This window comes from Proteiniphilum sp. X52 (assembly GCF_003712195.1).
Lineage (GTDB): Bacteria > Bacteroidota > Bacteroidia > Bacteroidales > Dysgonomonadaceae > Proteiniphilum.
Genome location: NZ_RDSD01000007.1, coordinates 125454 through 146204, shown reverse-complemented (window position 1 = coordinate 146204; position 20751 = coordinate 125454). Strand labels below are relative to the sequence as shown.

Annotated in this window: 19 protein-coding genes and 1 other RNA gene; 3 read left to right on the top strand and 17 right to left on the bottom strand. The window is 46.9% G+C overall.

All coding sequences use genetic code 11. The features are described from left to right. Positions 1 to 167 precede the first annotated feature (167 nt). The 3 genes from pdxB to D7D25_RS07840 form a co-directional block, all read right to left on the bottom strand. On the bottom strand, positions 168 to 1283 hold the full coding sequence (gene pdxB, locus D7D25_RS07850) for a 4-phosphoerythronate dehydrogenase PdxB (RefSeq protein WP_370453845.1): 1116 nt from the start codon (positions 1281 to 1283) through the stop codon (positions 168 to 170). Between the two features lie 7 nt (positions 1284 to 1290). Beyond that, positions 1291 to 2763 (bottom strand): NADPH-dependent glutamate synthase, encoded by a 1473-nt coding sequence (gene gltA, locus D7D25_RS07845; RefSeq protein ID WP_122968422.1) that lies wholly within the window; start codon positions 2761 to 2763, stop codon positions 1291 to 1293. Positions 2764 to 2895: 132 nt separating this feature from the next. Then, the gene (locus tag D7D25_RS07840) at positions 2896 to 3681 is read right to left on the bottom strand and encodes a sulfide/dihydroorotate dehydrogenase-like FAD/NAD-binding protein (RefSeq protein WP_122968421.1); all 786 of its coding nucleotides are present in this window, start codon (positions 3679 to 3681) and stop codon (positions 2896 to 2898) included. Between the two features lie 399 nt (positions 3682 to 4080). On the opposite strand from D7D25_RS07840, the gene ssrA reads away from it, so the two are divergent. Beyond that, positions 4081 to 4480, top strand: a transfer-messenger RNA (tmRNA) gene (ssrA, locus tag D7D25_RS07835). A gap of 393 nt (positions 4481 to 4873) precedes the next feature. Here ssrA and D7D25_RS07830 read toward each other — a convergent pair. Beyond that, on the bottom strand, positions 4874 to 5284 hold the full coding sequence (locus D7D25_RS07830; RefSeq protein ID WP_122968420.1) for a helix-turn-helix transcriptional regulator: 411 nt from the start codon (positions 5282 to 5284) through the stop codon (positions 4874 to 4876). Continuing rightward, a complete protein-coding gene (locus tag D7D25_RS07825) occupies positions 5281 to 5499 on the bottom strand; it encodes a type II toxin-antitoxin system HicA family toxin (RefSeq protein WP_122968419.1) in 219 nt (72 codons plus the stop codon). The genes D7D25_RS07830 and D7D25_RS07825 overlap by 4 nt, the downstream gene beginning before the upstream one ends. A 126-nt stretch (positions 5500 to 5625) precedes the next feature. On the opposite strand from D7D25_RS07825, the gene D7D25_RS07820 reads away from it, so the two are divergent. Beyond that, positions 5626 to 5913 carry a transposase family protein gene (locus D7D25_RS07820; RefSeq protein WP_122968418.1) on the top strand — a complete coding sequence of 96 codons (288 nt, stop codon included), beginning with the start codon at positions 5626 to 5628 and terminating at the stop codon, positions 5911 to 5913. 29 nt (positions 5914 to 5942) lie between these two features. Here D7D25_RS07820 and D7D25_RS07815 read toward each other — a convergent pair whose 3' ends face one another. Next, positions 5943 to 6734, bottom strand: a complete 792-nt coding sequence (locus tag D7D25_RS07815) for a bifunctional 2-polyprenyl-6-hydroxyphenol methylase/3-demethylubiquinol 3-O-methyltransferase UbiG (RefSeq protein ID WP_122968417.1) — start codon at positions 6732 to 6734, stop codon at positions 5943 to 5945. A gap of 72 nt (positions 6735 to 6806) precedes the next feature. Next, positions 6807 to 7358, bottom strand: a complete 552-nt coding sequence (locus tag D7D25_RS07810; protein ID WP_148038884.1) for a Crp/Fnr family transcriptional regulator — start codon at positions 7356 to 7358, stop codon at positions 6807 to 6809. Positions 7359 to 7443: 85 nt separating this feature from the next. Between D7D25_RS07810 and D7D25_RS07805 the strand changes: the two genes are divergently transcribed. After that, positions 7444 to 7797 (top strand): DUF4143 domain-containing protein, encoded by a 354-nt coding sequence (locus D7D25_RS07805; protein WP_158602574.1) that lies wholly within the window; start codon positions 7444 to 7446, stop codon positions 7795 to 7797. Here the strand turns inward: D7D25_RS07805 and D7D25_RS07800 are convergent. From D7D25_RS07800 to D7D25_RS07755, 10 genes are all read right to left on the bottom strand, one after another. Then, positions 7778 to 9523 (bottom strand): hypothetical protein, encoded by a 1746-nt coding sequence (locus D7D25_RS07800; protein WP_122968414.1) that lies wholly within the window; start codon positions 9521 to 9523, stop codon positions 7778 to 7780. The two genes, D7D25_RS07805 and D7D25_RS07800, sit on opposite strands and share 20 nt — an antisense overlap. Before the next feature lie 98 nt (positions 9524 to 9621). Continuing rightward, on the bottom strand, positions 9622 to 12126 hold the full coding sequence (locus D7D25_RS07795; RefSeq protein ID WP_122968413.1) for a fimbrial protein: 2505 nt from the start codon (positions 12124 to 12126) through the stop codon (positions 9622 to 9624). A gap of 184 nt (positions 12127 to 12310) precedes the next feature. Next, on the bottom strand, positions 12311 to 13861 hold the full coding sequence (locus tag D7D25_RS07790) for a fimbrial protein (RefSeq protein ID WP_122968412.1): 1551 nt from the start codon (positions 13859 to 13861) through the stop codon (positions 12311 to 12313). A 115-nt stretch (positions 13862 to 13976) separates the two neighbouring features. Beyond that, positions 13977 to 14936 carry a FimB/Mfa2 family fimbrial subunit gene (locus D7D25_RS07785; protein ID WP_122968411.1) on the bottom strand — a complete coding sequence of 320 codons (960 nt, stop codon included), beginning with the start codon at positions 14934 to 14936 and terminating at the stop codon, positions 13977 to 13979. A 108-nt stretch (positions 14937 to 15044) separates the two neighbouring features. Next, entirely contained in the window at positions 15045 to 16622 is a 1578-nt protein-coding gene (locus D7D25_RS07780) for an Mfa1 family fimbria major subunit (RefSeq protein WP_122968410.1), read from the bottom strand. 123 nt (positions 16623 to 16745) lie between these two features. After that, positions 16746 to 18194 carry a DUF3868 domain-containing protein gene (locus tag D7D25_RS07775; RefSeq protein ID WP_158602573.1) on the bottom strand — a complete coding sequence of 483 codons (1449 nt, stop codon included), beginning with the start codon at positions 18192 to 18194 and terminating at the stop codon, positions 16746 to 16748. 43 nt (positions 18195 to 18237) lie between these two features. After that, a complete protein-coding gene (locus D7D25_RS07770; RefSeq protein ID WP_122968408.1) occupies positions 18238 to 18828 on the bottom strand; it encodes a DUF3575 domain-containing protein in 591 nt (196 codons plus the stop codon). Between the two features lie 170 nt (positions 18829 to 18998). Further along, a complete protein-coding gene (locus D7D25_RS17975; RefSeq protein WP_158602572.1) occupies positions 18999 to 19175 on the bottom strand; it encodes a hypothetical protein in 177 nt (58 codons plus the stop codon). 617 nt (positions 19176 to 19792) lie between these two features. Continuing rightward, a complete protein-coding gene (locus D7D25_RS07760; protein WP_148038883.1) occupies positions 19793 to 20263 on the bottom strand; it encodes a hypothetical protein in 471 nt (156 codons plus the stop codon). Between the two features lie 37 nt (positions 20264 to 20300). Further along, positions 20301 to 20708 (bottom strand): hypothetical protein, encoded by a 408-nt coding sequence (locus D7D25_RS07755; RefSeq protein WP_122968405.1) that lies wholly within the window; start codon positions 20706 to 20708, stop codon positions 20301 to 20303. Between the last annotated feature and the right edge of the window lie 43 nt (positions 20709 to 20751).

Below are 20751 nucleotides of genomic sequence, written 5' to 3'. Positions count from 1 at the left end.
TATAAAAAGGCTCGATGCTCACGCGTCGGGTTTTTTTATGGGATCGTCCCATGAACCTGATTGATTATTGAACGGCCCTATTTGCTACGCCATTGATCCACCATGCCAAAGAACCACCTTTGCCGGATCGCTTTCGAAATTCTTAATGACATACAGTATAGCCTTGCCTATTTCTCTCTAAATCCCAAATTGAGCAAAGTATTTAAAACTGTGTTATCCGCATGAAGGATCTGATAAGCCGGATATTCTCTCCGTAATGGATAATGGGAGCGGAACCAATAGAATTTCCCGGGTGAGGATTTCAGCGCGGTTGTCTCCGCCATGGGATTATAGGTGTGCCACACCGTATGTCGAAGTTGATGTTCGGGGGCAATTCCCTGTAGATCGATAATAGGTTCTGAAGGAGAGGGTATCTCCTGATAATGTATGTCTTCCACTCCTAATTTGAAGAAATTGTTGAGATTTTCGAGGCTCATCTTTGTGGCTGTCCATTTGCCGTCGGCACTGTAGCCGGCGATATGGGGTGTGGCGATATCGGCCAGCTGGAGTAATTCCCTGTCTATCTCGGGCTCATTTTCCCAGCAGTCGATTACCACTCCGGAAATATTTCCATCATGAATTGCCTTTTTTAGTGCCTGGTTATCTGTCACGCCTCCCCGTGCTGCATTGACAATAAATGGCTTCTTTTCGACCGATGCCAGAAAATGGTCATCTGCCAGATGGTGGGTTTTGTGTTTTCCTGTTTTGGTCAAAGGAGTGTGGAAGGTGATAATATCCGCTTCCCGTTGGATGGTTTCCATATCGGTAAAAAGGGCAGAACCTTCCTGTTCTTCTCTCGGAGGATCGTTCAGCAGAACCCGCATTCCCAATTTTTTACAGGCCGCATCCACTTTGCGTCCCACATTCCCCACACCTACTATCCCGATGGTTTTCTCTTTCAGGTCGAATTGATGTTTTTTAGCCAGATATAGCAGGGAAGCGGTCACATACTGTTCCACCGAGGCGGCGTTACAGCCGGGTGCTGTGCGCCAGGCCACCCCGTGGGCGTCACACCATGCCGTGTCGATATGATCGAACCCGATGGTGGCCGAGCAAATCAGCTTCACTTCCGTTCCCGAAAGAATCTCTTCTCCGAAATGAGTGACCGTGCGCACGATAAGCGCATCTTTTTTCCTGATCACTTCCCGGGTGAATTGATTTCCCGGAAGATATTCCACTTCGCCAAGCTGTTCCGCGACCCCTTTTAAATAGGGGATATGCGCGTCTGCCAGTATTTTCATCATCACATCGTTAAATCATCATATCAGCGAGGTACCGATCCATGGCCTTGGCAGCCTTTCTCCCGTCACCCATAGCCAAGATAACCGTCGCCCCGCCCCGCACTATATCACCACCGGCGAAGATCATCTCGTCGGCAGTCTGCATAGTGTCGCTGTTCACCACAATGGTGCCCCAGGAAGTGACTTCCATTCCGTCAAAACTCTGCGGAATCAATGGGTTGGGGGATACCCCCACACTCACGATCACTTCATCTACTTCGAGCCAGGTTGTCTCGCCCTCAATGGCTACTGGGCGGCGACGGCCGGACGGGTCGGGTGCCCCCAACTCCATCCGTTGTAGCAGCATCCTTTGCACGTGCCCCTGTTCGTCTCCTTCATACCGAAGAGGATTATGCAGTGTGTGGAACTCTATCCCTTCCTCTTTGGCATGCTTGATCTCTTCCACGCGGGCAGGCATCTCTTCTTCGGAGCGGCGATAGATGATCATGGCTCTCTCGGCTCCCAGTCGTCGCGCGGTGCGAACGGCATCCATGGCGGTATTGCCACCTCCCACCACTGCCACCTTTTTCCCTTTATAGACCGGGGTATCGCTCTCCGGATCGGCCGCCTGCATAAGGTTTACGCGGGTAAGATACTCATTGCACGACATAATGCCAATCAGGTTCTCACCGGGAATATTCATAAAGTTGGGCAACCCGGCGCCGCTGCCTACGAAAATACCTTTGAATCCTTCCGCTTTGAGATCTTCCTGCGAGATGGTCTTGCCCACAATACAGTTGGTCTCGAACTTCACACCCATCTTTTTCAGGCCATCGATTTCCACATCCACTATCTCATTGGGCAGACGGAACTCGGGAATACCGTAACGAAGCACACCTCCCAACTCGTGGAGGGCCTCAAATACGGTGACATCGTATCCCAGTTTCACCATGTCGCCGGCAAAAGCCAGTCCGGCCGGGCCGGAGCCGACTACGGCAATCCTGATACCGTTGGCCGGAGCGGTCTCAGGTACCGAAATATTACCGCTCATGCGTTCGTAATCGGCTGCGAACCGTTCCAGATGACCGATAGCCACAGGTTCTTTCTTCAGCTTCAACGTATAGAAACACCGGCTTTCACACTGTCGTTCCTGCGGACATACACGACCGCAGACGGCCGGCAGGGCACTGGTTTCCTTTAAAGTCTTGGCTGCTTCCAAGAATTCACCCCGCTCGATGTTTTTGATGAATTTGGGTATATTGATCTCTACGGGACATCCGGTGATGCAGGTGGGATCTACGCAGTCGAGACAGCGATGCGATTCCTGGACGGCCAACTTTGATGTCAATCCGAGGTTCACCTCATCGTATGTGCGACTACGTAGCGCGGGATCCACTTCGGGCATTTTTACCCGGGCAATGGCGATACGGTCTTTGTTCTTTATCGACTTGCGGAGCGCTTCACGCCACTCCTGTGCCCGTTCGGCTTTCAGATATTCACTCATATGTTTTGTTATTCAAAATTCAAAATTCAAGATTCGATATTTGGCTTGCGCCGATTATTGATGACTACGTCTATTTTGGCTCCGCCGAACGTTGTTTCAATTCAAGAATCTTAATTTCCCACCTGACCAATTTTATCTATCATATGCCTTTAATCGCATCAGCATTTCATTGAAATCCACCTGATGAGCATCGAATTCAGGCCCGTCGACACAGACAAAACGGGTTTGTCCGCCCACAGTGACGCGGCATGCCCCGCACATTCCAGTGCCGTCTACCATGATCGTATTAAGCGACGCCACGGTAGGAACATCATGTTTTTTTGTCAGTTCCGACACAAATTTCATCATGATGGCAGGACCGATAGTGACACACAGATCGACTTTTTCACGTTGGATCACTTTCTCCACGCCGGCGGTGATCAACCCTTTATTCCCGTAGGAGCCGTCATCAGTCATGATGATCACTTCATCGGAATGTTCGCGTACCTGCTCTTCAAGGATGATGAACCCCTTTGTCCGGGCCGCGAGTACCGAAATCACCCTGTTGCCCGCTTCTTTCATGGCCCTCATGATGGGCAGCATCGGGGCAATACCCACGCCTCCCCCGGCGCATACCACTGTCCCGAAGTTTTCCACGTGGGTGGCTTTTCCCAATGGACCCACCATGTCGGTGATATAATCCCCCACTTTTAATTCGCATACTTTCTGTGATGATTTCCCTACCTTTTGAATGACCAAGGTGATGGTGCCTTTTTTCACATCAGCATCTGCAATGGTGTAAGGTACGCGTTCTCCTTTTTTTCCTACCCGTACAATCACGAAATGGCCGGCTTTACGGCTTTTGGAAATAAGTGGAGCTTCCACTTCAAACTTCACCACTCTGTCGGATAAGTACTCTTTCGAAACGATTTTGTTCATGTTGTGTTGGCTTCAATAAATCGGAATACAAAAATAGGTCATTTTGAGGGTTTCTAAAAGTAATTAATGTATTTTTGTGGGAGTTTTAATACGCTTTGTGGCTGATTTCCCCCAAGAATGGAAATTTTAAAAGCGAATTGCCCGATTAACCTGTAAAAATGAAAACCGAACCGAATTTTTATCCGGCTTCCCGTTTTATTTCATTGAAAATACTTATCTTTGTAGAATATAAGATGCGTCACGGGCAAACCCAAGCAAGCTTGGTTTGCCTCTCGACTTTCATTATCTTTGTGCCAAAGAAGGCAAACTATTGTTGAAAAACAATTTTGTTACGGATGTGTTATTTATATACTCAATGATATTTTGTTTCTTTTGAGTGCGAGACGCTCTTTAAAATATGGGGTTGACCGGTTTTGACAGCGGGTAGAAGAGGTTTGTAAGCATGCAGTGCGTTGTCGGTTTGCACTTTAATCTCAAACGTCGAACAATTAACTGGCAATAACAATTACGCTCTTGCTGCGTGATCGAAGTATAGTAGATCAATCGCTTAATTCCGTCACAGGTGACGGAACAAGACATCACCCGGAAGCTGTGGCTCCGAAGCGTTCCGATCAGGTGGTGCAGGTAAATCGGAGATAGGATAGGCGAGGCTTCGGCGCCTTTCCGAAATAAAGAAGATAAGGATGGAGTATGGTGGCTTCAGTCGCGCTCCTTCCCGACAGTCAAAATGAAGCTAAGCATGTAGAAAGCAAATTGCTTCCTCGTTTGGACGAGGGTTCGACTCCCTCCAACTCCACAATAATGGTTAATGTGTTTATATCCAGTAGAATGGCGAATTTAATAAATGGCAATAGGATAGGGATTGCCATTTAATTGCCAATTTAACAAAAAATCCAATGGCTCGACAATCGAAAAACATCATTTTACGTTTGTTTTTCCACTCTTTCATTTTGTTTTTTGCCCTTTTTTGCGCCTTTGAACTTTCATTTCTTTTAAGTAGCCCGCTACATTTTCAATAAATGAAAATCCAAATCCATCAAAAAATGGCTAAAAAACAATGGATGAATAAATTCAAAACAGCTTCTAAATTTAAGTCTGAATTAACGGAACAAAGGTGGTAGAAATTAAAAATATGTAAAAAACCGCTCCGATTAATTCGGAGCGGGTAGTCAAGAATCGTAAGGTGTAATAATTAAACGACTTGAACTTGACTTAAATTTTTTGCGAAATCTTGAATCGATGTGTCTATTTTTTCGATTGTTTTTTTACTCGGATTTCGAGTTCCGTTCACATAATGACTCAATTGACCCTGATTGATGCCGGTCAATCTTGATAATCCTGCGATAGTGAAATAACTACTGTAAAACTGAATGAACGAAGCAGCGTCATACGCATACTCAAACTCAGCCTCTTTAAATTCCATATTCTTTTTACGATAAAAATCTCTCATTGCTTGATAGGCCGATTTAAAATCATCCACAGCCTCTCTTGCTGTGTTTCCATTACCGTGTATTCCATAATTCAGCGAGTTTTCATTTAAATCTATATACACACTATACCCGCCGTCTGATGCTCTCTCTACAAATGCTTTTACTCTTTTCATGTTTTTACTTTTTTAGATGTGTGGGGAATAAGTTTAACCCCCGAATCCCTGATAATGCTTTTTAATGTCCCCGGAGCTACTTCCTTTGCGCCGTGATGGCTCATTTTGAAATACTTTTTTGTTATCGGGCTGTACCACAATGGATGACTGCCCATGTTTCCTTCCTGATAACAACCGGCTTTCTTAAGTCTTTTCTCAAGTTCGTTGTATTTCATTTTTCATCGTTTAATTATTACTCCACAAAGATAATGATATTAATTTTAATATCAAAATAATTTCGATAAATTAGGTTCTTCAAGTTTTAGTATGATTTAACAAAACAGGTTTTATCTTTGTAATCTATGAGAACAAGCGATATATTAGAAAAGATATTAGTGACTATCAATGATTTATGGCGTGTTGATGATGTTCAAGTGAAGGAAGATGAGAAATCAGTTTATGTGCATCTTTCCCACAAGTTCGATTTTGTAGAGAGTGAAGGGAAGCGATATCCTATTTACGATTACCGGCATGAGCGTAATTGGCGTCATTTGGATTTATGGCAATATAAGACCTATCTGGTATTGACCGGCATTGCCGGGTACTTGGTGACCATCGTATACTGGAACAGAGCCGACCAGGGTGAGTAGGGGAGATTATCCTCGCGTCAACCTCGACATTACTTTGCCCTGGTTGCCACAATAGAATAAGTAACGGGTATTTTATCCTCTAACCCCTTTATATGGTATCTTCCTTTCTCAAGTTCTATCATATTCCCGAAAAGGTTGAAAGGCGAATGGTAATGCTCGTTTACCTCCTCAATGCGTATCCGGTTTTTGGCGAGTCCGTTTAAGGGTTCGGATAACCCGTAATTCCAAGTGACGGTTTTATCCGCTGTTCCATTTCCCTGCTCCGTGTAGGTCGGTTCTTCCGCGGTATATGGTTCTGTTCGGGAATAGGCATACATGATATGCTGGAAATTTTCATCAAACATCCATAAAACCGGATGAAATTCAACCATGACAAATTTTCCTCCCGGCTTCAACAAGGCAGATATGGTTTTTCCCCATTTGTCAAGGTCTGGCAACCAATTAACCACTCCATAAGAGGTATAAACCATATCGAAGGGTTCCTTCGCGATTTCAGGCAGGTCGTAAACATCGCAACAAATAAAATCAGCGTCTACTTGTAATTGATCTCTCAATTCCTTTGCTTTCGCAATCGCTTTTTCTGAAAAATCCGCACCGGTAACTTTTGCCCCTTCTCTTGATAAAGAGAGGGTGTCCATGCCGAAATGACATTGCAGGTGAAGTATTGACTTCTGCTGGATATCTCCTAACAGTTTCCTATCCAATGAAGGGACACTGGATGCTCCACGCAGAAAAGAATCCATGTCGTAAAAGGAAGAGTTTACGTGTGTGTCGACCCGGTTGTTCCAGGCCTTCCTGTTGATTTCCAAATAATTTTCCATTTCATTTACAGTTATTTCGGCGGCAAAGTTATGGAGAAATAAAACCTTGGAAAATAACAGATGTTACCAAATTCACCTATGCCCTCTTATTCTGCTAAGGGATTGAGGGGTGATTTTTAGAAAAGAAGCGATATGTTTTATTGAGGCTTTCTGTAGAATTTCCGGATATTCCTTGATTAATAATTCATATTTCTCTTTGCCCTCCAACCCGTTATAATGAGCGATATAATGGATATTTAACTCCAAGTAGTGTTCAGCTACTTTCCTTGCCCAGTTGGCCAACTCCAAATCCTTTTCCAGCAAAGCTTCAAGTTCCCGCCGAGACGCAATCAGCAATATGCTGTCTTCCAGAAGTTCGACATTGATGGCAGAACGCCTGCCATCATATGCGCCGGTGGGGCTTCCGCTTGATGCAAACCATAGCGTTATTTCTTTTCCATCCCTGTAAGTGAAGGCTCTTGAAAATCCCTTTTTTAAAAATATGATTTGATTTGTACTATCTCCTTCCCGAACTATTATTGAGCCCTTCTTCTCCTTTTTTTCATGGAAGACACTTAAAAGCAACTCCATTGCTTTGTCCGAAATATGATAAATGCATCGTATCTTATCCTTAAAATGTTCCATAATTTTGCTTTGAGAAATCAAGACACCAAGATACAATTTATTTTTCTCCCTGCACTTTTAAAATATTTTTATCGGACAAAATATCTTGTCACGAACGGAACAGACCTTTATTATCCGTTCGCTACCGCCATTTGAAAAGAATATCAAGAAACGTCTGGTTAAATCCCCGAAAATTTTTGTGAGAGATAGCGGGTTATTACATAGGCTGCTACAAGTGGATGATTTCAATTCACTCCTGGGCAACCCTGTTTTCGGATCATCTTGGGAAGGCTTTGTGATTGGAAACATCATTTCCTCGTTGAAAGATTGCAAATTTTCTTTTTATCGCAGTGCTACGGGAAATGAGTTAGACTTGCTTATTGAGAGGGGTAGCCGGAGGATAGCGATAGTGGAGTTCATTGCTTATCCTGCCGGCAGAATCATTCATTACTCAGCGTGAGAGTAACCGGATTGTAATAATCGGACGTGAGATGGATTTCGTCGGACTGGTTATCGCGGTTGCGGGTAAAGTGCAAGTCGATTCTTTTGCCGATGGAAGTATCGTCTTTCACCGTGTAGCGGTAATAGTAGGTGCCATTTTTTAATACCAGAATCATCGCGTCGTCAAAAGCTATGTCGGGTGTCAGTTCTTTGGTTTCGATAAGAACATCGAACGGCACCGAACTTTTGTTCATTGTTGCGGGCACATCGAAAGAGATGGTTACTTTACTGCCTGCCGTTGCGCCTCCGCTTACGATACTTTCATGGAAATCATAGGGCGAGCGCAGGTAGAGCGTTATTTTGCGGGTAATGATTTCACTGCTGGCGCTTTTTGCCACCACGTTCACGGAATATTCCAGCGTACGGTCGGTGGGAACTTGTTTCACGGGGATGGTCAGTGTGCCTTCGTTCATGTCCTCGCCGGGTGTGAAAACGTAATCGCCCAAATAGGCATCATTGGTGTCCCACGAAGGAAAATACTTCACGTTTTGTATTCCCCCCGTGTAAAGCACTTGTGTGGTAAATTCGGCCGGAGCCGAAACAAAAGTGCTGCCGAGTTTTTCCACGTCGAGGGTATTTTTACCGTCGGACACGGACGGGAAATCCGCCAATTCCACCGAGGCAAACAAGTTGTTTCCGGCAGGGTTACGGGCTGCTTCGGCAGCCGTGGCGTAGCCTTCGTTGGCAACGTGCGACACGATCACGCGGTAGTGGAAGTTACGCACCACATCGTAAAAATAGGTTACGCCGGTACCGGGATTTTGGTCGTCGCCGATGTCCACTTTCACAAGGTCGATTTTATAATACCCTTCCCTTTTTCCTTGCAATTGTCCCTTCATTATAATGAAAGCGGGGCTTGTGCTGGATGCATTCAATACTTCGAAAAGATTGTAGCCGTCGGGATAGGGCGCTATTTCCTCGGGGTCAAGGTGCGTAACTCCGGCGGGGATGGTGGGAGTTTGGGGCGTCGTGGGAAATTGGTACGAGAAATTCTCTTCGTCGAAAACGAACGGCGCCACGGTGGCCCTGTCGGGCGCGTTGTACACGGTGAAACCACTGTATGTGAAGTTGGTTGTTTCGTCACTCATCGTTACGCTTACTTTGGCGTTGTTGCGCAGGAGTTTTATCACTTTTCCGTTGATGGTGGCTTGCTGCAAGCCGTTGAAAGTAACCACCCGCCAAAATTCGGTTTTTTGGGTCAGCATTCCGCCGATAAGCTCGCCATCGGTAGTCCCTTCGATGAAATAGTCCTGTGGAAATCCGTTCCAATCGTGGTTGGCGATGAAATGGATGTAGCGCGTACGCGAACTGCTGACAAGGTTGGCGGTAAAGTGCATCATCTGCTCGATGTTGTTTTTTTCGCCGTCGGGCAGGTGGTCCGCATCGGGTTTGTTATCGTTTACGATAGCGCCCAATACGGCTTTGCGGCTGTAGAGAAAACGGCGGTTTTCATCGAACACCAGCAGGCGCAAGTCCGTAATTTGGTCGGGCTCGTTTCCGGTGGCGCGCAAGGTGCGGGTGACCATACCGTCGGCAAAACCGCCGAAAGTGGCGTCGAACGGTGTGCCGTCGGGCAGTACGAGGTTTTCTTCTTCCTGCACAAACCGGTCTTCGGTGGTACAACTTTCCAACAGCGCGAAGCCGATGAAAAGCAGAATAAAACAGATATGCTTTGAATGTATCATAATATTTATTTTTTTAGAATCAAGAGCCAAGTCAAAAGTGCCAAGACTTTAGATTGATAAACTTTTAGACCGATGGCTGTTAGCCTGTTTCCGTCGAGTTAATCGTTCACTTTATAAGTGTCGAACACGCAGCGCACAGGGGCGGTACGGCTTGGACTAGTATCCCATTGGTTAGTATAGAAATTATAGGCGTAATCCGTCCGTGCCGACCAGTAATACTGCCCCCACAGCAGACTTTTCACGGCGCTGGTGGGTGCGTCCTGTATGCCATCAATATATTTCAATTCCGCCTCGGTGGGAATGCGCCAGCGCCCCTGGTATTTAAACGTTTTATAGACAGTGCGTGAGGTTTGTCTCCCCCATGCATCCAGATAATATTCTGTGTAATTTCCGTCGGTTCCGTACTCGCCTTCGAAATAGTTATAGCATCGGTCTTCGGCATGGGTGTAGGAACGGTAAGTAGGCTGACTCCTATCATTGTTATCGTAATCGTACTCGTTTGGGTCATAATAGGGAGTCCTGTCCGGAAAACGGCTGGAATAGGGCCCAAATCCGGCACCGTACGTGGTGTTCATCCAATTTGTGTTTCCTCCTGAATATTGCGGTATCGGATAAGACATCCCCTGCTGCGAGGCAATAATGAACTCGGGCGAGATCAGTTGGTTGGAAGCCGCATCTCTCAGTGTACGACCGTTCGCATCGGTGGGGTCGCCGATTTTTTCGTCTTCGGCGTTTACCACCGTGGTTATTTTGTAAAATACATCGTTTTTCTGTGTTCCTTGTTGGCCGGTGGCCGGATCTGTGGTTCTTGAGCCCAAGGTATTGTGAAAGCGGAAGTCGGCATTTAAATCGTTGCCGCCTCCGAGTCCGGGCGATTTTGTCCCGATAACGTATTTGGGCGGATATTGGGTTACGCGCACGTCTTTGTAGAGCGGTTCTCCCGATTCGCCCTCCACTTCCACGTGTTGCACGCGGAAATAAATATCGTAGGGCACGTAGTTGCTCGGTATGTCGTGATGGATGATGAGTTTTTTATCCAACTCGCTGGTTTCGTCAAACGTCACGGTGGCTCCGCCAAAGCGGGTAAAGGTTTGACCGTTATACGAATCGCCGTAGTTATATGTGTTGAAATATTCGCCGTTTTTGGTTGCCACCACGTTGGTTCCGTTGTCGGTAAACACGTAGAGGTCGCCTGCTTGGTCGTAATATTCAAACACGGTTTTCTCTATCTGTATGTCGTTTCCGCCGGTTGTTGCCGGTTGAATGGCCAAATCGGACAGGTATCCCACCACCCGGGTGTTTATATTGGGCATCAGCGGATGCAGTTCTTTTACCACCAGGAAGTGGGCGTTGCGGATGCTTCCGTCCACGGCGTCGGGTTCGTTCCACGGCTGGATGGCCACGTAAGCCTCTACCTCGAACGGCTCGCCTTCGTCTTCGCTACCGAGGACGCCGATGAACGAAACGATGTCGTACAGGTGGTTGCGCTGCATTTTGTAAAGTCCCGCTATCTCTTCGTCGTCCATATTGGGCAACGGCATCCGGTAATTGATGGGGATGCGGTAATAATAGGGTTTCGCTTCGCCATATTCTCCGGTGGCGGGATTTTGCGCCTTAAAGCGAATCTCTACCGTAAGGTAGGTTTCGTCCGCGCTGTTATTGTCCGACCAGTCGTTCTCGTAAGCGTAAAAGGGCAGGTTTGCCGACAGGAACGTATTGGTGGGATTGTTGGGGTCGGTGTCGTTTATTTTGCCGTCGAACACACGGAGTGCCATCGAACGGTATTCCGAACTTTTCCAGTCGCCCGACGATATGGTGTAGGGAGCACCTTGCAGCAACGAAGTTTTCTCGGTGTAGTGCACTAATTTCACTCTGGGTTCGCCCTCCATCTCGTAATGTACGGTTTGGGCGTTTTGGGTAACGTTCACGTTCACGTCTTTGATGCGCAGGCGTACTTTTGCGGCAGCCCGGCGCAGGGGTAATTCACCCGGCACGTTGTAGATTATGCTTGTTCCCCAGTTTACGGGTTGGGAATTGATTTCGCCGTCCATCAGAAATTTGGCTTGCGGCGCACCGGGGCTGGCATTCATGATGGCTGTTTCCTGCACCACATTTTGCAAATCGGCAAAGGTGGCGGGCGTGGGGATGGCCACGGTAGCGTTTGCCACCACCACTATTCTGAAACTCTGTCCTTCGTATTGCGAGACTTCGGTATTGGGAATCAATACACGCAGCGTGGCACGGTCTTCGTTGCCGTTTTTTTGCAGCTCCGTGCCTTTGGCGTGGCGTTTGAGCGAGCCGTCGGCATTGAAGAGGAACACTTCCACGTTGTCGATGATATTCTCGTTGAGGTCGGCGGGGTATGCACTTTCGTATTTGTCGCCCGGCTCGGTGCCCAACGCCCTTGTGGCTGCCGCTCCGCTTGTTGCCGAACGGAAAGCACTTTTTCCTGCCGATTGGTTTTGCACTTCCAGGCTGAATTCGATGGCTTTGACGCCATCGGGCAGTTCAGTCCCGGTGTTGAGATCGTCGTGCAAGCAGGCGCTAAACGCGAACAGCAGTGCGAAGAGGGCGGTTATGTATTGTAACGTAAATTTTTTCATCTGTTTGTATTTTTAGAACCAAGAACCATGACTTTTAGACCGCTGCGCCGGCAGAGGGCGGATATCCGATTTCCTTACTTCTTCTCATTTCTTTTGTCAATCGTAATTCGTAAATTGTAATTCGTCAATCAAATAATAGATTGTTCACTTCGTCCAGAATAACAGGTTTGCCGAAGTCGCCAATCTACTCCACTTGTTTAAACACGGCTCTTTTTCCGGGTCCGATTTCGCCCGTGGACGACACAAAGGGAATTTCATCGCCGTTTACCGTGATGTAAAACTCGGTAACGCGGGGTGTTCCCTCGAAAGGTTTGAGCGGTGTAATGAGCATAGAGTATTCGGTGTCGGGGTCGGCAATTCCGTAAACGGCACCGTTCGGGCTGTCGGGGTCGGGCGTGAGCGAGAAATCCAGCCCGTTGGTCAACGTTGCCCGCCAAATGGCACCTTTGGGTTCACTCAGTTTAAACACGATTCTGGCGGCATTTTGCTGATGCAGCAAAACGGTTTTGTTGTCATCCAACAGTTCGCCTCCGCCCTGTTCGGGAAACGAGAAATTTCCGTTAAAAGTGGTTTGTCCGAAGGATATTTCGGATTCCACCAGTGTCCAAGGCAGCACTACCGCCGTTACTACAATTTCCTTGGCATCCATTGGTATGGTAATGTTGTAGAGGTAGTGGTTGTTGCGGATGACGTTGTAGTCGGCTTGGGTGTCGTCGCGGGCGATGTCCAAATATTTGGTGCCGGTGGGAATGGTGTTGGTAATCACAGGGATTCTGTACACATTTCCGCTGGTCATTGTAATCCGTATATAATTAACCATGCCTTGCGGGGCGTCGGCAGTGGTATCCCAACCTGTTGTTTCGGTGGCGGCAAAGAGCCGTTCGGGGACGTAGAGGCGGGTAACAATATTTTCCGTTGCGCCGGCCGCGGGTTTGTTATATGAGAAAGCTTGTGTGGCAGCCACACTTTGATCCGGCAGAGAAGCTTCGGGCATCTGAGCAAAGGTATAGTTTTGCGCGGCGTTCACATATTCCAGTTTGGCTACGTCGCTTTTCCCCTCGCCGCCGATGTTAAGCGATATTTTGGCGTTGGCACGCACCAGATTCACGGTTTGCTGAGTGCTCGCTCCTTGCCAATCCTGCCCAAAGAAACTCACGGGTTTGAGTTGTTTGTCGGCTACCGTTCCCACCTGCGGATTGAAAGGCAGTGGTGCGTAAAACGTTCCGCCTTCGGTAATGGATTGCGAACGATATACGCGTGCCATCGGGAACAACACGGCATCGGTTTTCGCGCCCTGATACGAGGCGAATGCTTTGCCCGATTGCAGATAGGCGTCCACAGCGGCTTTGCTTGCCAGCGCGGCGATGGCTGCATCGGTATCGGTATAGTTCGCGATGAAGTAGAAATCGTAAGTGCCGGGTTTCATTTTCATCTTGAAAAATGAGGCGGAGGTATATTCTTCAGCAACTTTAGCTCCGGTTCCTGCGGATTCGAATACCAATACGGCCAGTTTATTCACATAGTCTTCTTGGTCGTCGTCGTCCGTGTTGATAGACGGATTGTCTCCTTGCGAGCGTGTCGCCCTATTATTAGCGGAAAAGGCCATCTGGAAAGAGATATATACGACCTCTCCGTTTTCGGGCTGCACCACGTCGTCTTTCTCACAAGAAGAAAACGCGAGGGCGAACACAAACGCCGATATGGATAACCAAAAAAGTTTATTAAAATCGTTCATTTAAAGTTTCCCTTAATGTTTTGTTATATTTTTTCTCTTCGGGGTGTAAAGCCCGGTTGTTGTATGGAGGCGCAAGCATTGGGAATTTGCTTGTCGCCCGGTCACGTTGTCAAATTTACAAATCCACGGAATAGGAATGTACTTGCCAGTTATCCACGAGTATTTCCCAGCAGACGTATGTTCCGCAATCGAGACATTTGTCTTTGATGACGAATTTCACCTCGAAATCGTTTTTGCACTCCAAATTCACGTTGGGGTTTTTTAGCAGGATGCTACCGATGAGGTCGCTTTGCCAAACCACTTCGTTGTTTTTGGTATTTGTTACGGTGATCAGGTTTCCGTATCCCGTTTTTAAATCCATCAGGGTGTAGGCCGCTTTCACGCTGTTGTCGGTATAGGTTACCGTGGCAGGGTAGGTCAGCACACCGGAGTTGAGCGGCATGGAACCGTCGATGTTCACGGTGCCGTTGGCCGAAACGATTTTTACTTCAAAGTCCTTCGGGTCGGTATCGTTCAAAACCGACTCGTGCAGTTCTATTTCGATGTTTACCCGGTTGGTAACCTCCAGTAAGTTTATCGCCGTGCGTTTGTATTCGCTCCCCACCACGGCGGGGTCTTGCAAGAAGACCACGGGACTGACGCCCTGCCATACTTTTGTTGTGCCCAGCGCTACGGCTTGGTTGTTTTGCGCGTTGAGGGTAAGCATCACCTCTTTTTTTGTGGTTACGCCTTCAGTGAACGAGGCGGTGGTAAACCGGTCGTTCACGCCTGCCCATCCGATAAAGGTGTAGTAGCCGTTGGTTACGGGAACCAACATTTCGTAGTTTCTATCCAACGACACATTTTTTTGTTGGGTGACGGAAACCAGTACGTCTTTGTCATTGAAAGCGAACAGGTGCAAATCGGACACCTGACCGATAAACGTAGAATCCGTGGCACAAGGGGTCATCGAATAAAAGTTCACATATACACCTTGGGGACATTCGCTCAAATCGTCGAAAATTAAGGAATCGCAACCCCAGAAAATTGTTCCCAACGCGGATAGCGCGACGAATAACTTGTATTTTAAATTCATTGTCTATCGTTTTATGTTAGCAGTTTGCTTGTTCACTGTTTTTTGTAAAACAATCCGGAGGGAGAGGGATTTCTCCCTCCGGGTTGAAAAGTCAGCTTTATTGTTGTTTTAAATTTCGAGATCCACTTCGTAGGTATGAACTTCCCAAGGAAGAACGGTCATATCCACGCTCATCCACGTTTCGGGAGTGGTCAACGGATCTTCCGGATCGATCGGATTATCGGGTTCGTCCGGATCCGGTTGATTGGGATTGTCCGGGTCGGTGGGTTTCGGGTCGGGGTTGTTCTGGTCGTCTTCCGTAGTTGTCGGGTCATCGTTAGGAACAAGCGGGTTCCAGTTTGTACCGATGGTTTTGAAACCGGAGATATGGATGTGGTAGATGTTGTTTCTCACTACCGGCGAATTTAACCATCCGGGTACTTTGTCGGGATTTACCCAAGCGTAATACAATACTTTACCACCTACGTAGCGGGCTACGGTTTGCCCTTCAATACCACCTGTTTCGGGATTTTGTGCGTTGGCTTTCGAGGAATAGAACAAACCGTTGGCACCTAAGTAGAAATCGTTCCCGTCGGTGTAGGCTGTTCCGTCAGCCATTTCTCTGGGCGTGAATTTGGCACGAACCAGCACATAAGCGGTGTTGCCTTTTACGTAACCGGTTGTAGCTGCATCGGCACCGTAAGCGTGGGTTGTGGGCAAAATGAATTTGCCGCTCAATTTTTGATTCAACTGTTTGTCGGTAACGTCTTCCAAAGCCCCGGCGTAGTCAGCCAATGTGGGAACGTCTGTTCCGCCTAGTTTGTTGCCTTGTGCTTCGAACAGTCCCGAATAGTCGTAACCGTTATCGCCCGTTGTGTAATAATCGGTGGCGGTGGGTTTGAAAGTGTATTGGGGTGTTTCCAAACCGGCTTTTTGTTGCAGGAAGAGTGAGTTTTCGCCTTGCGCCAATACCCAAGTAATGTCGGATACGGTACCGGTTATGGTTCCGTTGGAAGCTTTTACCTCATAAGAAGTGGTCGTTGTGGTGACCATCACTCGGGCAACGGTTCTTTTGACATTTACTTTTGCACGGTTTTGACCGGCCAAGGCTTGGGCTTCTGTAACACCTTCCTGTACATTCACGGAGGCTGCTTCCGAGTTGGTCATTACGATAACGTCGTTATCTCCGTCTATTTGGGCAATGTTGCTTGCCGACGATTGAACGCTCGGGTTTGTGGGATAGTCATTCGCCAATTTTAACGCCTCTGTTTGATAAGCGGCCTCAAAGTTAGTTGCATTGGCAGTAGCCAATTTAGCAACCACTTGGGGCGTGCCGTTGATGAGAGCGTACACTTTTTTTGTGCCGGGCGTTGTTTTAATGGCCTTTAGGGGGGTCAACGTGATGGTTCCGTCGCCGGGATTCGCAATATTGAAGTCGGCAGCGGTGAATTGTCCGGTAGTAACGGTTGTGCCTTCTACAATGAATACAGCAACGCTGTTGATTTTGTCTTTACCTGCCCATTGGCCTACATAGTTGTAGTCTTGTGAACGGGTAGCGGCTTTTGTGCCCGGAGTGGACATCGTGAGAGCCACGCTTACGTGGGTGTTCCCTTCCTCTTGAGGCAGGGGAGGCACATTGTCGTTGTTACAGGCCGCAAAGCCAAAAACGATGGTGGCCGTCATTAAAAATTTAGTTACTTTGTTCATACTTCTTTTAATTAATTAAAAATGTTAGTAAATTGGTTTTTAAGTTTATATGTGTGCAGGGTTCCGGGTTTCTTAATCCCTATCCTGTTTATTTGCCATTGAGTAATTTATCGATTGAAGCCGTTAATTTTCCATCGCTTTTTCCAGTTCTTCCAGGTTGGCTTTGGCATCGGCATCGCCTTGTGCGGCCGCCCGTTGGAAATAGTCTTTTGCTTTTTCCATTTCGCCCAGTCTGGCGTATGCCACTCCGAGGTTGTTCCAGGTGCGGGGGTCGGCCTGCATTTTCTCCAGCCGTTCTATGGCGGCGCGGTTGCTGTTCATTTCAATGTCGGCCGCTGCCGAATTGAGGAGGGCAATGGGTTCGTCGGGATACATGCGGGTGGCAATGTCGAATACTTCTTTAAATTCTTTGCTGTCGGCCGGATAGGATTGCGCCACCAGATACATTTCGTTCAAGCTCAACAGCTTGGGATTTGTTTTGATGATTTCGCGCGCCTCTTCCACGCTAAATGCCCTGACGTTGTAGGCAATGGTGTAGTCGGTGCGACGCAAGGGCGGATAGTAGTTGTTGAGCAAAGTGCGATAAGTGGTTCCACCCGAAAGCTTCATCAGTTGGGCATCGCGTGCATCGGGATTTGCCACGGAAGCGATAATGCGCAAAATCTCGTCTTTGTCGGAAATTTGCGATTTTTCCACGGCCCGTTTCAGTCCGTCCCAGTCTTCGCCGTATCCGGTTACCCTGAATTGGCTGCGGCTGATGCCGTGCGTATTGCTCAGATAGTCGGCAAACGAGTTGGCGCGTCGGTCTGCCAAAGCCCGGTTTGAGTTGAAGTTTCCTTCGGGCGAAGCGTATCCCGCTACGGTAAACTCGGTAATTTGGATGTCTTTGTTGTTTTTTACTTCATTTATGACCTTGTCCACGCGCTCAAATTCGGACGCGTTGTTTTTGTAGTGGCGCAGCAACTCGTGTTTGCCCACCACGTAATTGAACGTGGCTGTATGGCGGTCGGCACGTGCTTTGACGGGCTCCACTTCGGGAACGATGTAGGTCAGTTTGTACGACGGTTGGTAGGGTTCGTCGAAAAGACGCTGGGTCAGCAGCAGCTCCCCCAGTCCTTCGCCACAATCGGCACAGCCTTTCACTGCGGCGAGCACCTTCAAATTGGCGTTACGCATCCAACTCACGTAAGGCACGGCACCGTTGTAGGTGAGTGTTTGTTCCGTCCTGTTTTTTCGTGCCACCACGGCTTGCGTGCCGGCGGGAAGGGGAACGGGATTGTTGAGCTTGGTGTTGCGCTCCACTATCCGGTTGCGTACTTTTCCGAGTACAGCCATGGGTGCAAACGCCATGCTGTCGGCACTGTTGTTGGAATAGAGCACGGGAGTGAGGATGAGCATATCGTTGGTGTTGAGCTGCAAGTCGCTGAGCAGCACGTCCATCGCTATTTGTACCCGGTCATTTACCTTTTCGCGGGTAAGGTTCCCGAATTTCACATTATTAATATAGCGTGTTTGAGCGGAGGCCGTTGCCGCCGTCAACACAAGAATGCATATATATAAAAACTTCTTCATGTTTCTGTTTCTTACAATCATTAATAATCTATTGTCGGGCGACCTATTTAATCATATATATGAGCGAAATAGCCCCTTTGGTAATGCCCCAGTAGTTGTACTTTCCTTCGTCGAGCTTGGTGCCGCATGTGGCACAGGGGAACCTGTCGTAATGAATGCGCGCGTAACCGCCTCCCAGACTCAATTCGAAGTTCCACCGCGGGCTAAGCACCCACTGGTAGCCGTAGCTGATGCCGGCGCCGTAGAGGTAGCCTTCGTAACGATGGTCTTTGAAGGTGTCGAGACGTCCCACCGGAATGTCCCACCCGCCCACGTTGAACTGTGCTCCGTGTGCGTGCAGGCCGATGAAGTGGCCGTTGAACGATTCGCAAAACCAGTAACGCAATTCGGGTTGAGCCAACCAGTGGCGTGCGGTCTTGCTCTTTTCTCCGGAATCGAATTTCCATAAGTTGAATCCGCCTCCAAGTTCGAGGGTCGTTTTTTTGCCCGTGGCAACTTCCAGCCCCAGATTGGGCGAACCTGCGGCTGCCCAATAGGCGAAGTTGGTTTTTATGCCAGCCCGCTGGGCATGCACCGCATTGGCGCCCAATAGCAGCAGCACGATAAGAAAGTGTTTCGATAATTTTTTAATCATATTTTAGCGATAATTAGTATTGGGTACTTCTAAAAACTCATTAATATTTCTCAAACAGTTGTTTCAGCCCTTATTTTAGAGCAGACATTTGATTGATATTAGAGTTTTATTATCCCATTTTTTTATGTCATATTTTGTATATGTTTGATTATATGTGTATTATCATCGTGTCAGCTTGCCGGCAAGGCATAGTTATCCCTTTGAAGGGCAAGCAACTGGATTTTGCTATACATGTTGTAAGTCAGCTTCTTCAATCCTATAATGGCTGTAGCACGCTTTATTCCGATAGAGCGGATGCGGGATTTTTCGGTGTTCGATGCTTTATTGTAAAAATGAAAAGCAGACACGTTTCTGGATCTTGGCGACCCTGAAAATTTAAAATGACAATCCATTATACGAAAAGAAATAACGGACAAAAAATATATAAAATAAGACATTTTAGCTTTCATATACCAATCAACCGTTTGCCTCTCGGATCCCGGAGGTTTTTTTTCAAATAGCGGCGACAATAGTTAGTGAGTTGAATTCACCTTATATGGTTCCGGTAAAATATTTTTTGTTAATTCTATAACATTCATAATAGAATAGCCCTCCTGTTTTGTATCCAAAAATCAAATTATCTTGATTCCGTATAAAATAAAAAATGTGACTTATGGACAGGCAAAATTATTTATAATAGAGCTAATTTACAAATGTGTGTTTTTATTTTGTTGATTTTTGGGTATTTATTCCACATAATTTTGAGGTATGGGTGCAAAAACATCGCAAGTTTCTTCTGTCATTGTTGGAAGCCTGTTGGTTATAAGGTCTTGATAGATGGTAGCAGCCGTTATAATGAGTTTATCACAGGTATGATGATAAAAACAAACCCCGAATATTCGGGGTTGAGTGTCAAATAACAGATGAGTATGCAGCTGTTTGTTTCATCCACGGGGCAGGGAGGGCGTTTTGGACCTAAGCTGTTTCATCGCATTGTGTTGCTTTTTGCCTCGTTCCTGAAATTAGTTACTTCGCGCTGAATAAAATTTCTCTCGGCCTGCTGGGCTTTGAACAGTTTTTCCGGAGAGAGTACCTTTTCGAATTTGGCAGAATATTCTTTATCAAGTTCCGCCTCTTTGAGTTTGACATCTACATCGTCTTCCAGCATTCTCCTGTACTCTTCGTCGGAGATATTACTATTGTCTTTGATTCGCTGTACTTTATCGCGATGGCTCCTATGGAGTGTAAACTTTTTTTGTGTCAATTCATTACTCAAGGGAAAATATTTACTGGCCTCCTCCTGCGTGAGACCTGCCTCTTTCGTCACATACTCCTTCTTCCTTTTTTCATAATCTGCCATATTCATTTTCCTGTTCTGGGGAGTCTGGGCAGAGAGAATTAGAAAGTTAACAGGTAGTGTAAGCAAACACAAAAGCAAAATAACACTTCTTCTCATTACAAAATTTGTTTTTAAATGATGTATGATACTTTTTTCAGTTCAAATAATACTGATGATACATATAATCGAAGTAGCTGTCTTCGATCAACTGCTCTTCGAGATATTGATAGAATTCCTCTTCGGTTATCTGTACGGTAGACCAGTAATTACCGGGTGCACCCGAGAGTGTTTGTGGATTCGCGACCTGGTTTTCAGCCAGATTATCATTCCCCGGGGTTTTCATCAGAAAATGAATGGTGATGTAAAGCCCGAGGAACATGGCAGCCAGATAGACCCACGGCTTAGCTCTGTCCCATAATGAAACCGGTTCCGGGGCTGCTATCTCCTTTTCCGGCAGTCGATTCATTATTTCTTCATTGAATTGCGCGAAATAATTTTCGGGAACTTTAAAGGGATTTTCAGTCTTATCTATTTCTTTTAATTTGTTAATTTTTGTCTCCATACCTCTTATTTTTGCGCTGCTCTGTTGAATAGACTTAATGAAT